Below are 13,186 nucleotides of genomic sequence, written 5' to 3'. Positions count from 1 at the left end.
CCCGTGCGACGGCCAGGCGTGGGCGCTGATCGGCCGCGGCAGCAAGGCCGACGTCGATGCGGCGGTCGCCGCCGCTGACCGCGCCTTCAACGCTGGCGCATGGCCGGCGCTGTCCGCGACGCAGCGCGGCCACATGCTGTGGAAACTGGGCGACCTGATCATCGCCAACGCAGAGCGCCTCGCCGAGATCGAGCGCCGCGACAACGGCAAGCTGGCCACCGAAGTCACCGCCCAGGTGCGCTACATGGGCGACTACTTCAAGTACTACGCGGGCCTCGCCGACAAGGTGCAGGGCGCGGTGATCCCGACCGACAAGAAGGGCGTGCTCACCTATACCAAGTACGAAGCCAAGGGTGTGGTCGCGATCATCACGCCGTGGAATTCGCCGCTCACGCTCACCAGCTGGAAGCTCGCGCCCGCGCTGGCCGCCGGTTGCACCGCGGTGATCAAGCCGTCGGAATTCACGTCGGCGTCGATGCTGGAATTCGCCGAACTGTTCGCGCAGGCCGGCTTTCCTCCCGGCGTGGTCAACGTCATCACCGGTTTCGGCCAGGAAGTGGGCGAGCCGCTGGTCACGCATCCGCAGGTTGCTCACATCGGCTTCACCGGCGGCGACGCGGCCGGCCGCAAAATCTATGAACTCGCCGCGCGCCACCTGAAGACCGTCACGCTGGAACTGGGCGGCAAATCGCCCAACATTGTGTTCGACGACGCCGACCTGCAGCAGGCGGTGAAGGGTGTGGTGTCCGGCATCTTCGCCGCCTCCGGCCAGAGCTGCCAGGCCGGTTCGCGCCTGCTGGTGCAGGAAAGCATCCACGACCGCTTCGTCAGCATGCTGGTCGATTTCGTGAGCCAGGCGAAGATGGGCGACCCGTCCCTGCCGGACACGCAGATCGGCCCCATCGCCACCCGCCCGCAGTTCGAAAAAGTGCTGAGCTACATCCAGATCGCGAAGGACGAAGGCGCGACCTGTGTCCTGGGCGGCAAGCCGCGCAGCGACCTCGGCGCCGGCATGTTCGTGGAGCCGACCATCTTTACCGGCGTGAACAACCGCATGCGCATCGCGCAGGAAGAAGTGTTCGGACCGGTGCTGTCGGTGATCCCGTTCAAGGATGAAGAAGATGCGATCCGCATCGGCAACGACGTGCAGTTCGGCCTCGCCGCCGCGGTGTGGACGCGCAGCCTGCACCGCGCGATGCTGGTGACCGACAAGATCAAGGCCGGCACCATCTGGGTGAACAACTACCGCGCGACGAGCTTTACCTCGCCCTTCGGCGGTTTCAAGGATTCCGGCATCGGCCGCGAGTCCGGCGTGGACGCGATCAAGGAATACCTGGAAACCAAGTGCCTGTGGGTCTCGACCGATCTCGATGTGCCGAACCCGTTTGTACGCCGCTAGACCTTTTCGAAAGAACTCCATGGAAAACAAGAAACTGATTGAAGTGCGCGGCAAACCCGTCGGCGACGGCAAGCGTCCGCTGATTTGCACGCCGCTCGTCGGCCGCAAGCGTGACGACGTGCTCGCCGAAACCGCGAAGATCGTGCAGAAGAAGCCTGACCTGCTCGAATGGCGCGTCGATTTCTTCGACGCAATCGGCGATGCCGCCGAGGTGATCGGGACCGCGAAAGCAATCCGTGCGGCGGCCGGCGATATCCCGGTGCTGTTTACCCGCCGTTCGATCAAGGAAGGCGGCGAGCGTATCGCGCTGTCCGAAGAAGAAGTGGTGCGCCTGTACGAAACGGTGTGCGAAAGCCGCTGCGTCGACCTGGTCGACTTCGAGATGAGCAACGATCTTGCGGACCTTCAGCGCGTGCGAGCGGCATCGAAGGCGGCTGGTATCGGGATGGTGATGTCCTTCCACAATTTTTCGTACACGCCGGGGCTGGAAACGCTGAACCAGCGCTTCCTTGAGGCGGAACGTCTGGGCGCTGACGTGGCCAAGGTGGCGGTGATGCCGCGCGATCTGCACGATGTGTTGACGCTGCTGACGGCGACGCTGCAATCGAGCGAGAAGCTGCGCATTCCACTGGTCAGCATGTCGATGGGGGGGTATGGGTCGCTCACCCGGATGTTCGGGTGGGTGTTTGGGTCGACGGTCAGCTTTGCTGTGGGGGCGAGTAGTTCGGCGCCTGGGCAGGTGCCGATTGAGGATTTGAATACTGTGCTGGAGATTTTGCGGAAGTCGCTGGGTGGCAAGCAGGTTTGATCTTTTCTTCGGTGCCCCTGGTGGGTAGGTTCTCCGTTGATGCTAGCCGGGACCGGCCCCGGCAAGGATCCACGGAGAGACAAATACATTGGGTCACCGAAGAAAATCCGATAACACGTCCCAACGCCCGCGCACTCCAGCAGACGCATTACCCCAACCGCATAGGCTCCCGATACGCCATCGCCTGCGCCTCCAGCCACGCACGAAACAGCTTCAACGACGCATTCTCCGATTTTTGCTCCGGATAAATCAGGTAATAGGAACGTGGACTCAGGTACTCATGCCTGACGACCTGAACCAGCACGCCGCGCGCCAGTTCATCCTCCACCAGGAAGCGCGGAATCAGCGCAATGCCCATGCCATGGGTCGCCGCTTCCGCAAGCATTGAGAACAGCTCGAAACGCGGGCCGGACATGTCGCCTTCAACCTGCATGCCGCGCGAGGTGAACCAGTCCCGCCACGCATAGGGCCGCGTACTCTGGTGCAAGAGCGTATGTCGTGCCCAATCCGCCCGCCCGAGCGTCGTGCGCGGCGCAATCAACGCCGGGCTGCACACCGCCACCAGGTTTTCGCGCATCAGGAACACTCCCTCCGTCCCGGGCCATCCGGATTCGCCCACATGGATCGCCGCGTCAAATGGCGTTTCATTGAACAGGAAGGGTCGCGCCCGCGAGGTGAGGTTGATGGTTATACCTGGATACTGCTTCACGAATGACGGCAGGCGCGGCAGCAGCCACTTGGTGGCGAAGGTCGGCACCACGCCGAGCTCCAGCGTATCGCCGAAGCCGCCCTTGGCCATGAGTTCGAGCGTGTCGCGCTCCACCTCGTCAAGCCGCGAAGTGACTTTTCGCGCGTAACTCATCCCCGCCTCGGTCAGTACTACGCCACGCCTGCTTCGGCGAAACAGCTTCACACCCAGGAATTCTTCCAGCGCACCGATTTGCCGGCAAATCGCACTTTGCGTGACGGCCAGCTCGTCGGCGGCTTTCGTGAAACTCTGGTGGCGTGCCGCCGATTCGAAGGCGGACAGGGATGCGGTGGAGGGAATCTTTCGGCGCATGCTTCGGCTCCGGGATGTCAATTTACAAGTGCGTTTTGCGCACAATTTAGTGCGAACAAATCGTTTGTTGTACTGTTTTTATGATTGTACAGTGTCGTCACGACAAACCAACAAGCGAGTTCGGAATGAGCACAAAGCATAAATCATCCGCCTTCCAGTGGGACGACCCGTTGCTGCTGGACCAGCAGCTGAATGACGAAGAACGCATGGTGCGCGACTCGGCGCGCGCTTACTGCCAGGAGCGCCTTGCAACGCGTGTGCTGGAAGCATTCCGCCATGAACAAACCGATCCGGGAATTTTCCGCGAGATGGGCAATCTCGGCTTGCTCGGCGTGACGATTCCGGAAGCCTATGGCGGCTCGGGGCTCAACTATGTGAGCTACGGCCTGGTGGCGCGCGAAGTCGAGCGCGTCGACTCCGGTTACCGCTCGATGATGAGCGTGCAGTCGTCCCTGGTGATGGTGCCGATTTACGAATTCGGAAATGAAGAGACCAGGCAGAAATATCTTCCGAAACTTGCCAGCGGCGAGTGGATCGGGTGTTTCGGTCTCACCGAGCCGAATCACGGTTCCGACCCGGGCAGCATGGTGACTCGCGCGCGCAAGGTCGACGGCGGCTACAAGCTCACCGGCAGCAAGATGTGGATCACCAACTCGCCGATCGCCGACGTGTTCGTGGTCTGGGCGAAGGATGACGAAGGCGCAATCCGCGGCTTCGTGCTGGAAAAGGGCTGGAAGGGTCTCTCCGCCCCCGCGATCCATGGCAAGGTCGGCCTGCGCGCCTCGATCACTGGCGAGATCGTGATGGATGATGTCTTTGTTCCGGAGATCAATGCCTTCCCGGACGTGCGCGGCCTGAAGGGTCCGTTCACCTGCCTGAACTCGGCTCGCTTTGGCATTGCGTGGGGCGCGCTGGGCGCCGCCGAGGATTGCTGGCATCGCGCCCGGCAGTACGTGCTGGACCGCAAGCAGTTCGGCAAGCCGCTGGCGGCCAACCAGCTGATCCAGAAAAAGCTGGCCGACATGCAAACCGAAATCACGCTGGGCCTGCAAGGCTGCCTGCGCCTGGGCCGCATGAAGGACGAAGGCACCGCTGCGGTGGAAATCACCTCGATCATGAAGCGCAATTCCTGCGGCAAGGCTTTGGACATCGCCCGCGTCGCGCGCGACATGCTGGGTGGTAACGGCATCAGCGACGAATTCGGTGTCGCGCGTCATCTCGTCAATCTTGAAGTCGTCAACACCTATGAAGGCACGCACGACATCCATGCACTGATCCTGGGCCGCGCCATTACCGGCATCGCCGCGTTCTGAACGCCGATGAACACCTCATTTCCCCAAGGCGCACTGACGGGCCTGCGCGTGCTCGACCTGTCGCGCGTGCTGGCCGGTCCCTGGGCCGGCCAGCTGATGGCCGACCTGGGCGCGGATGTCGTGAAGGTCGAGCGCCCCGGCAGTGGTGACGATACGCGCGCGTGGGGGCCGCCCTGGCTCGAGGATGATGACGGCCAGCCCACCAGCGAATCGGCCTACTACCTGAGCGCCAACCGCAACAAACGTTCCGTGACAATCGATATCGGCACATCGGAAGGCCGGGCGCTGGTCCGGCAACTGGCCGCGAAGGCGGACATCCTGCTCGAGAATTTCAAGGCGGGTGGCTTGTGCCAGTATGGACTCGACTACGACAGCCTGAAAGAGCTCAATCCGCGGCTGATTTATTGCTCGATCACCGGGTTCGGCCAGACAGGGCCCTACGCCCCGCGCGCCGGATACGATTTCCTGATCCAGGGCATGGGCGGATTGATGAGCCTGACCGGCCGCCCCGACGGTGAGGAGGGCGAAGGCCCGATGAAGGTGGGTGTGGCGCTGACCGACGTGATGACGGGCCTGTATGCGACGGTTGCCGTATTGGCCGCACTGGCGCATCGCGAGCGGACGGGGCAGGGGCAGCACATTGACCTCGCACTGCTGGACGTGCAGATCGCCTGCCTGGCGAACCAGGCGACGAATTACCTGGTCGGGGGCATTGTGCCGGGGCGGATGGGCAATGCGCATCTCAACATCGTGCCCTACCAGGATTTTCCGACGGCGGATGGTTACATGATTATCGCCGTCGGCAACAACAGTCAGTTTGCACGCTTCTGCGGCATCGCCGGCCATCCCGAATGGGCAACGGACGAACGCTTCGCAACCAACCCGCAGCGCGTGAGGCACCGCGAGGTGTTGATCGCGCTGATCCGTGGCGTGACGGTGAGCCGGACCACGGACGACTGGATCGCGGCAATGGAAGCCGCCGGCGTGCCGTGCGGCCCGATCAACAGCCTCGACAAGGTATTTGCCGACCCGCAGGTCAAGGCGCGCGGCATGCGCATCGAAATGCCCCATTCGCTGACGGACAAGGTGCCACTGGTGGCCAATCCGATCCGGATGTCGGCTTCGCCGGTGCAATACCGGAATCCTCCTCCGACCCTTGGCGAGCATACGGAGCAGGTGCTCGAAAGCTGGCTGGAAATGACCCCTGCGGACATAGACGGTCTGCGGGAAAAGAATGTTTTTTGATCGTCTGTTTCAAGCGCCTTTCTGAAGTTGTAAAACAATAATCAAGGAGAGTCAGAATGAAAAAGCATGCGTTTATTGCAGGGATCATCGCCTGCATGACATTGACAGCCGCACATGCCCAGAACTACCCGACCAAGCCCATCAAGTTCATCATTCCATTCGCGCCAGGGGGAACGACCGATATCGTCGGCCGAATCGTGGCGGACAAGCTGGGAAAGGAACTTGGGCAAGCGGTCGTCGTTGAAAACAGGGCTGGCGGCGGCGGGAGCCTCGGTGCTTCCGCTTTGGCCAAATCTGACCCCGATGGCTACACCATCGGCATGGCAACGGTGTCGACGCACGCAGTCAATGTCGCATGCAATCCCAAGCTCGCCTTCGATCCCTTGAAGGATACGATCCCCATTACCAACCTGGCTCGCACACCGAACGTGCTGACCTTGCATCCCAGCTTTCCGGCGCAGGATTACAGTCAGTTTATTGCGCACGTCAGGAAGAACCCCGGACAGGTCAATTATGCGTCCGCCGGTACCTGCAGCATTCACCACATGATGGGCGAGGCGTTCAACCTCGCGGCCGGCACGCAAATCGTGCATGTGCCGTATCGGGGATCCGGTCCGGCGTTGAATGATCTGCTCGGCGGGCAGATCGGCATGATGTTCGACAACCTGCCGTCGTCGATGTCCTATATCAAGGCCGGCAAGATCCGCCCGATCGCGGTTGCATGGAACAAGCGCCTGGAGGCGATGCCCAATGTGCCGACGTTCGCGGAACTCGGTATCAAGCAGGTCAACGATCCCGCGTGGTATGGGGTGGTTGCGCCGGCCAGGACACCTGAGTACGTCATCACGAAAATTCATGATGCCGCGGTGAAGGTGCTTCAGCTGCCGGAAGTCAGGGAACGCCTTGTTGCGAGCGGCGCGGAGCCGGTGGGAAATACGCCGACTGAATATGGGGCCGAGATCAAGGCGGAATTGGAGAAGATGAAAAATCTGGTGCAGAAGCAGGGGATCAAGTTTGAGGGTACTTGATGTTGCTTTTTCTTCGGTGACCCAATGCGTTGGTTTCTCCATGGATGCTGGCCGGGGCGGACCCGGCTAGTCTCCACGAAGAAACCAGGGACCAGGGTCATCGAAGAAAATTCGATAAGACCTTGAGCGTCACATCGCCTCAATGCCCCGCAGGAATCGGGCCATCGAACCGCACAGCGACGCCTTCACGACGGTCCAGAGCGCCACTCCAGTAAGTCAATCCAAGCGACACCAGCACAACAAGCGCCCCAATCCACGGCGTATGCGCCAATCCCGCATGCGTGACAATCAAGCCTCCCACCCAAGCCGCCCCGGCAATGCCAAGATTGAATGCCGCGATGTTCAGCCCTGAAGCCACGTCAACGGCGTGGGGCGCCACGCGCTCCGCCTGCTGCACCACATAGACCTGCAGTCCCGGCACGTTGCCGAACGCGACAGCCCCCCAGAGCAGCACGGTGCCGACGGCAAGCCAGGGATGCGGCGCAGTGAACGTGAACAGGAACAGCACCGCAGCCAGCAAACCAAAGATGACCTTCAGTGCAGGAATCGGTCCCATGCGGTCAGCCAGGCGGCCGCCCCAGATATTGCCCGCTGCGACCGAGACGCCGTACACCAGCATCACCCACACCACCGCACTCGTCTGCAGGCCCGTGATGTCCTGCAGGATGGGCGCGAGGAAGGTGAACGGGATGAACGTGCCGCCGTACCCGATAGCCGTCTTTGCGTACACAAGGAGCAAACGGGGCTCGGCAAGGACTCGCAGTTGCTGTCCTAGCGCTGCTGGCGGCGTGTGGCGCAGGCCACGCGGAATGAAGACCAGGCTGCCGGCGAAGGCGATCGCGCCTAGCGCGGAGACGGCAAGGAAGGTGGATCGCCAGCCGAACTGCTGTCCGATGAATGTACCGAGCGGTACACCCGTCACCAGCGCCACGGTCAGTCCCGCGAACATGATGGCGATTGCGCTGGCGGCCTTTTCCTTGGACACCAGGTTGGTGGCAATCGTTGAACCGATCGAGAAGAAGACGCCGTGCGCAAGGCCGGTGACCACGCGCGCGAAGACGAGCGTTTCATAGCCGGGCGCCTGCCATGCCAGCAGATTCCCGAGTGTGAACAACGCCATGATGGCCAGCAACAGCAGCTTGCGCGGAACCCGGCCGGTGATGGCTGTGAGGAGTGGCGCGCCGACGGCGACGCCGAGCGCGTAAAGGCTGACCAGCAGGCCGGCGGAAGGGACGGTGATGCCAAGGCTGGCAGCAACGGTAGGGATCAGGCCGACAATGACGAATTCCGTCGTCCCGATGGCAAAAGCGCTGAGCGTCAGCGCAAACAAGGCGAGTGACATTTTTGAACATCCTGAGTGGTCGGACCGGCAGTCTCTCAATTTAATTCATGCAGAAAAAGCCGCATATCTGCATAATTCTTTTGATCCGGAGTCAATAATGAAAACCACCCTCGAAGAACTGCTGACCTTTACCGCCGTCATCGATACAGGTTCTCTCACGGCCGCGGCCGACCGGCTGGGTCAGACCGCGTCCGGCGTCAGCCGCGCCATGAGCCGCCTGGAAGAGAAGCTGGGTACGACGCTGCTCCGCCGTACCACGAGACGCCTGGAGCTCACGGAAGAGGGGGCGCTATTCCTCGGCCATGCCAGGCAGATCCTCGATGCGGTGGAAGCGGCCGAGGACCAGATGGCGGCGCGCCTGGAGTGCCCGGCCGGCAAGATTCGCGTGAACGCCGCGTCCCCGTTCATGCTCCACGTGATCGTTCCGAAGCTGGCCGGGTTTCGGGCGCAATATCCGGAAATCGACATCGAGCTCAATACCAGCGACGACCTCATCGACCTGATCGAGCAGCGGACGGACCTCGCCATCCGCATCGGCAACCTTCGGGATTCGACACTTCATGCACGGAGGCTCGGCCGCTATCCGTTGCGCGTGCTTGCTTCCCCGGACTACCTGAAGGCGCGGGGAAAACCGAAGACAGTCGAGGACTTGCGCAAGCACAGCCTGATCGGATTCACGCAACCCGCGAGCCTGAACCGCTGGCCTTTGCGGCATGGCGCCGGCGAGGACTACGAGATCTCGCCGGGCCTGTGCGCATCGAGCGGGGAAACGATCCGCCAGCTGGCTCTGGCGGGCCACGGTATCGCCTGCCTGGCGGACTTCATGACGGAGACCGACAGGCAGCGGGGCGATCTCGTGCAGGTACTGGTCAAGGACACGGTGGAAGTCCTTCAGCCGGTACACGCGGTCTACTATCGCAACACCGAGATTGCTGCGCGCATCCGGGTGTTCCTGGAATACCTGGTTGCGGCGATGCGCGAGGACGGCTAGGCCAGCACCTTGATCAGCGCGCGAGCCGCCGCCGACTGGTGCCGGTGCGGCGCATACACCAGGGAAAATGGTCTCGTCCGGCCATTCAGACCGGGCAGGAGTTCGACCAGTTTCCCGCTGGCCAGGCGCTCACGCACAATGAAGTCGTAGGTCTGGCAAATCCCGATTCCCTGCTCGGCCATCGAGACGGTGCCGAGAACGTCGTCTGACACTTCCAGCACGGAAGCCGGCTGCCATTCGACGTCCTGGTCACCGATACGGAACGACCAGGTACCAAGCTTCCCGGTGCTGGGAAGCACGAAGGGCAGGCAGACATGCTTTGCCAGGTCGTCGAGCTTCTTTGGTACCCCGGCTCTGTTCAGGTAGTCGGGCGCCGCCACAAGTCGCAGCCCTGCGTCTTCCAGCTTTCGCGCGACGAGGCCGCTGTCGGGCAGATTCCCGAGGCGAATCGCCATGTCAAAGCCTTCGGCAACCAGATCGACATTGCGGTTCGTGATGTTGAGCTCAAGCCGGACATCTGGATGACGGGCCAGAAATGGCTTGAGCAATTCCGGCAAGCGGAAGTGACCGAACGTCGTCGGTGCGCTGATGCGCACCCGTCCGCTCAGTGCGGCGCTTTGCGACTGCGCTTCCTGCTCTGCTTCCTTGAGAAGATCGAATGCGCTGCGGGCTTGGTCGAGATAGCGGCGGCCTGCATCGGTCAAGCCGATGCGGCGTGTGGTCCGTCGCATCAGTTGCTGTCCCAGCCGCGCTTCGAGGCGGCCCACTGCCCGACTCAGCACCGATGCGGTGGTCGACAACGCGACTGCTGCCGCGGTGAATGAGCCGTGCTCCATCACCGCCAAAAACACTTCAACGTCTCCCAAATACTCAAAGCTTCGGCTCATTTGTTCTCCTCGCGAACTAATGATGTTCAGTGCAGGCAATTTATCACGTTAGGAGGTATTAATAGAATGAGGGCACCAACTTTCAAAGGAGCCTTGAGATGAAGCCATCAATGACTTTCCCATTGACGAAGCGCGCCGTCATCGCCGTATCGGCGGCTGCCGCAATGGTTCAATCCGCATGGAGCGCGGACGGTGCGGTGCTCGAGCGCTGGCGCAGCTACACCGGCGTGACCTGGAGTGCGTGCGCTGCCGCGAAGACGCCGTTTCGCAATTCTGTGAATGCGCCGATCGCGGGAATTCATTTCGACGCCGGGGGGCGCGCGTTCGTGAGCACGCCGCGACTAATTGCCCCGGACGCTCCGGCGACGCTGAGCATCCTGGACACGTCCTTGGACGGTGGTCCAGCGCGCCTCACTGCGTTTCCGTCGGAAGAAGGTAACGCCATCCATGCTGCCCCTGAAACCAGCCTGCGCAACGTACTCGGCTTCCATATCGACCGCCGCAACGGCTGGCTGTGGGCACTCGATATGGGCTTCGTCGCGGGCGAGGCAGAGGCGCCTGCGGGCGGCCAGAAGATCGTCGTCTATGCGTTGGACAGCGGTCGTGCCGTGAAACGCATTCCGCTCGACGCCGTTGCCGATCGCAAGGGAAGCTTCCTCAACGACATCGCCGTCGACGAAGTTCGAAAGATTGCCTACATCTCCGACAGCGGCCTGCGCAGCGCCCCGGAAAATTCGGCGGGCATCATCGTCGCCGACTTCCTCTCCGGCACCAGTCGACGCGTCCTGCACCGCCATCGTTCGGTGCTGCCTGAGCCGGGCGTGAAAGTGGTTTCGCATGGATATGAAGTGTGGCCGGGCAATCCGCTGACGCTTGGCATCAACGGCATCGCGCTGTCGCCCGACGCGCAAACCTTGTATTGGACAGTCACCACCGGCCCGCATGCCTTTTCGATTCCTGCCGACGTGCTGGCGAATGCGGGTGCAAGCGAAGAGGTTGTCTCTTCGGCAATCAAGCCGATTGGTGACGTTGGCGGCAACACCGACGGGATTGTTACCGACAGCCGTGGCCGTCTCTATATGACTGATGTCACGCACAACGGCATCGTGCGATTTGACCCGATGACACGCGCGATGTCCCTGCTGGCGGCCAACGACGGAATTTCCTGGCCCGACACGCCGGCAGTGACGCCGGACGGCTTTCTCGTACTTACTGCCAGTCGGCTCAACGAACACTTTGCCGGCGCCGTGAAGGCGGGCAATGAGCGGTATGAACTGTGGCGCATGCGATTGGACCAGTCGAACGGGGCGTCACCCGCTGCCATGCGCTGACCAAACCGACATGCCAGTCCCACAGAGAGTTCTATCCAACGCAACTCGATTCTAAATTTAAGTTGCATTGGTAAGAATTGTGTTCTATTATTTTCCGGACGCTGCAAGATCCAAGGATGGAAAACATGTCGAACGCAAGGAGCACGCAATGACGCAAGCACTGCACGGAATCCGCGTGCTGGACCTGACCAATGTGCTGGCGGGGCCGTTCTGCGCCTACCAGCTCGGTTTGCTGGGCGCCGATGTGATCAAGGTCGAGATTCCGGACACCGGCGACCTCGCGCGGCAGCTCGGCGCCGATGTTTCCCTCAATGCGCGCCTGATGGGCGCGTCCTTCCTCGCGCAGAACGCCGGCAAGAAATCGATCACCGTGGACATGAAGTCGGATGCCGGCAAGGATGTGCTGCGCCGATTGGTGAAAACCGCCGATGTCCTGGTCGAGAATTTCCGCCCGGGCGTGATGGCGCGCCTCGGCCTCGGTTACGACGACCTGAAACAGGTCAATCCGCGCCTGGTGTATTGCGCGATTTCCGGCTTCGGCCAGAGCGGGCCGCTGAAGAATGCGCCCGCCTACGACCAGATCGTGCAGGGGCTGTCGGGTGTGATGAGCATTACCGGCAGCGAAGAAAGCGCGCCGCTGCGCGTGGGCTACCCGGTGGCCGATTCGATCGGCGGCCTGACCGGCGCCTTCGCAATCACTTCCGCGCTGGTGCGCCGCGCGACGACCGGGGAAGGCTCCTTCATCGACGTGTCGATGCTCGATTCGACCATCGTCACGATGGGCTGGGTGGTGTCCAACTACCTCGTCGCCGGCCAGATACCGAAGCCGCTGGGTAATGAAAACTTCACCGCCGCGCCCTCCGGCACCTTCCGCACAAAAAGCGGCCTGCTCAATATCGCTGCCAACAAGCAGCAGCAATTCGTGGCGCTGGCTTCGCTGATCGGCCGCGACGACCTGACCGCCGACCCGCGCTTTGCCGAACGCGAGAGCCGCAAGAAGAACCGCGCCGCGCTGACCGTGGAACTCGAGAAGGGCCTGATGGAAAAGACGGCCGAGGAATGGGAAAGCATTTTCAACAGCGCCGGCGTGCCTGCCGGCTGCGTGCTGACCGTGCCGCAGGCGCTGGAACATCCGCAGGTGCAGCACCGCGAACTGCTGCGTTCGTTCGAGGATGTACCCGGCATCGACCGTCCGATCACGCTTGCGCGCGCCGGTTTCAAGATGCAGGGCGCCGACCCAGAGATCAGCGCGCCGCCGCCGCGGCTGGGCGAGCACACCGATGCATTGCTGCAGGAACTCGGCTATTCCGCCGAGGAGATCAAGGGCTTGAAGGAGGCAGGTGCGGTATGAGCACGAAATCACCCGAACAACTGTTGCAGGAAGCCACCGCCTGGTGGAGCACCGACATCGTCGACATCCATCCCGGCAAGATCAGCTTTCGCGGCTATCCGGTCCAGGACCTGATCGGGGAAGTGCGCTTCCCGGAAATGATCTGGCTGATGCTGCGCGGCGAACTCCCCGCCCGCGCGCAGTCCGACTTGCTGGAAGCAGCGCTGGTCGCCAGCGTCGACCACGGCCCGCAAGCGCCGTCGATCGCGATCTCGCGCATGGCCGTCACCTGCGGATTGCCGCTCAACGGCGCGATGGCGTCCGCCATCAATGCGCTGGACGACATCCACGGCGGCGCCGGCCAGCAGTGCATGCAGATCTACCAGCAGATCGCCGCGCTCACCGAACAGGGCACGGAACTCGCTAACGCAGTCGACACCGTGCTGGACGCC

General features: G+C 62.2%; 12 protein-coding genes. 9 read left to right on the top strand and 3 right to left on the bottom strand.

The window, feature by feature from the left end:
• Window positions 1-1,399 (top strand): aldehyde dehydrogenase (locus AYR66_RS08770; RefSeq protein ID WP_088709696.1); only part of this gene is annotated, 1,399 nt, incomplete at its 5' end.
• A 19-nt stretch (window positions 1,400-1,418) separates the two neighbouring features.
• Window positions 1,419-2,207, top strand: coding sequence for a type I 3-dehydroquinate dehydratase (gene aroD / locus AYR66_RS08765; protein ID WP_088707184.1), 789 nt, complete (start codon window positions 1,419-1,421; stop codon window positions 2,205-2,207).
• 148 nt (window positions 2,208-2,355) lie between these two features.
• Here the strand turns inward: aroD and AYR66_RS08760 are convergent, their stop codons facing one another.
• Window positions 2,356-3,267, bottom strand: coding sequence for a LysR family transcriptional regulator (locus AYR66_RS08760; RefSeq protein ID WP_088707183.1), 912 nt, complete (start codon window positions 3,265-3,267; stop codon window positions 2,356-2,358).
• Between the two features lie 125 nt (window positions 3,268-3,392).
• Here AYR66_RS08760 and AYR66_RS08755 point away from each other — a divergent pair, with 125 nt between their 5' ends.
• The 3 genes from AYR66_RS08755 to AYR66_RS08745 are packed head-to-tail and all read left to right on the top strand — an operon-like array spanning window position 3,393 to window position 6,853.
• A complete protein-coding gene (locus AYR66_RS08755; protein ID WP_088707182.1) occupies window positions 3,393-4,580 on the top strand; it encodes an acyl-CoA dehydrogenase in 1,188 nt (395 codons plus the stop codon).
• 6 nt (window positions 4,581-4,586) lie between these two features.
• The gene (locus tag AYR66_RS08750; protein ID WP_088707181.1) at window positions 4,587-5,825 is read left to right on the top strand and encodes a CaiB/BaiF CoA transferase family protein; all 1,239 of its coding nucleotides are present in this window, start codon (window positions 4,587-4,589) and stop codon (window positions 5,823-5,825) included.
• A gap of 56 nt (window positions 5,826-5,881) precedes the next feature.
• Window positions 5,882-6,853 carry a tripartite tricarboxylate transporter substrate binding protein BugE gene (locus AYR66_RS08745; protein ID WP_088707180.1) on the top strand — a complete coding sequence of 324 codons (972 nt, stop codon included), beginning with the start codon at window positions 5,882-5,884 and terminating at the stop codon, window positions 6,851-6,853.
• A 139-nt stretch (window positions 6,854-6,992) separates the two neighbouring features.
• Here AYR66_RS08745 and AYR66_RS08740 read toward each other — a convergent pair whose 3' ends face one another.
• Window positions 6,993-8,195: an MFS transporter gene (locus AYR66_RS08740; protein ID WP_088707179.1), complete on the bottom strand. Its 1,203-nt coding sequence runs from the start codon at window positions 8,193-8,195 to the stop codon at window positions 6,993-6,995.
• A 97-nt stretch (window positions 8,196-8,292) separates the two neighbouring features.
• On the opposite strand from AYR66_RS08740, the gene AYR66_RS08735 reads away from it, so the two are divergent.
• Complete coding sequence (locus tag AYR66_RS08735) at window positions 8,293-9,186, top strand: LysR family transcriptional regulator (RefSeq protein ID WP_088707178.1); 894 nt, start codon at window positions 8,293-8,295, stop codon at window positions 9,184-9,186.
• On the opposite strand, the gene AYR66_RS08730 is transcribed toward AYR66_RS08735, so the two are convergent.
• A complete protein-coding gene (locus AYR66_RS08730; RefSeq protein ID WP_088707177.1) occupies window positions 9,183-10,073 on the bottom strand; it encodes a LysR family transcriptional regulator in 891 nt (296 codons plus the stop codon). The genes AYR66_RS08735 and AYR66_RS08730 overlap by 4 nt on opposite strands.
• A gap of 110 nt (window positions 10,074-10,183) precedes the next feature.
• On the opposite strand from AYR66_RS08730, the gene AYR66_RS08725 reads away from it, so the two are divergent.
• From AYR66_RS08725 to AYR66_RS08715, 3 genes are all read left to right on the top strand, one after another.
• On the top strand, window positions 10,184-11,404 hold the full coding sequence (locus tag AYR66_RS08725; protein WP_088707176.1) for an L-dopachrome tautomerase-related protein: 1,221 nt from the start codon (window positions 10,184-10,186) through the stop codon (window positions 11,402-11,404).
• A 148-nt stretch (window positions 11,405-11,552) separates the two neighbouring features.
• Window positions 11,553-12,755 (top strand): CaiB/BaiF CoA transferase family protein, encoded by a 1,203-nt coding sequence (locus AYR66_RS08720; protein WP_088707175.1) that lies wholly within the window; start codon window positions 11,553-11,555, stop codon window positions 12,753-12,755.
• Window positions 12,752-13,186, top strand: a 435-nt coding sequence (locus AYR66_RS08715; RefSeq protein ID WP_272938329.1) for a citrate/2-methylcitrate synthase, incomplete at its 3' end; no start/stop codon positions are given. The genes AYR66_RS08720 and AYR66_RS08715, both read left to right, overlap by 4 nt.

Source organism: Noviherbaspirillum denitrificans, from assembly GCF_002211445.1.
Taxonomy (GTDB): domain Bacteria; phylum Pseudomonadota; class Gammaproteobacteria; order Burkholderiales; family Burkholderiaceae_D; genus Noviherbaspirillum; species Noviherbaspirillum denitrificans.
The sequence above is the reverse complement of the archived record's forward strand: the minus strand, read 5'-3'. Positions and strand labels throughout refer to the sequence as shown.

What these genes read in the sequence shown, in the direction of transcription:
- AYR66_RS08725 (WP_088707176.1), top strand. Translation starts at nt 10,184, where the DNA reads ATGACTTTCCCATTGACGAAGCGCGCCGTCATCGCCGTATCGGCGGCT.
- AYR66_RS08735 (WP_088707178.1), top strand. Translation starts at nt 8,293, where the DNA reads ATGAAAACCACCCTCGAAGAACTGCTGACCTTTACCGCCGTCATCGAT.
- AYR66_RS08730 (WP_088707177.1), bottom strand. Translation starts at nt 10,073, where the DNA reads ATGAGCCGAAGCTTTGAGTATTTGGGAGACGTTGAAGTGTTTTTGGCG.
- aroD (WP_088707184.1), top strand. Translation starts at nt 1,419, where the DNA reads ATGGAAAACAAGAAACTGATTGAAGTGCGCGGCAAACCCGTCGGCGAC.
- AYR66_RS08720 (WP_088707175.1), top strand. Translation starts at nt 11,553, where the DNA reads ATGACGCAAGCACTGCACGGAATCCGCGTGCTGGACCTGACCAATGTG.
- AYR66_RS08755 (WP_088707182.1), top strand. Translation starts at nt 3,393, where the DNA reads ATGAGCACAAAGCATAAATCATCCGCCTTCCAGTGGGACGACCCGTTG.
- AYR66_RS08745 (WP_088707180.1), top strand. Translation starts at nt 5,882, where the DNA reads ATGAAAAAGCATGCGTTTATTGCAGGGATCATCGCCTGCATGACATTG.
- AYR66_RS08760 (WP_088707183.1), bottom strand. Translation starts at nt 3,267, where the DNA reads ATGCGCCGAAAGATTCCCTCCACCGCATCCCTGTCCGCCTTCGAATCG.
- AYR66_RS08750 (WP_088707181.1), top strand. Translation starts at nt 4,587, where the DNA reads ATGAACACCTCATTTCCCCAAGGCGCACTGACGGGCCTGCGCGTGCTC.
- AYR66_RS08740 (WP_088707179.1), bottom strand. Translation starts at nt 8,195, where the DNA reads ATGTCACTCGCCTTGTTTGCGCTGACGCTCAGCGCTTTTGCCATCGGG.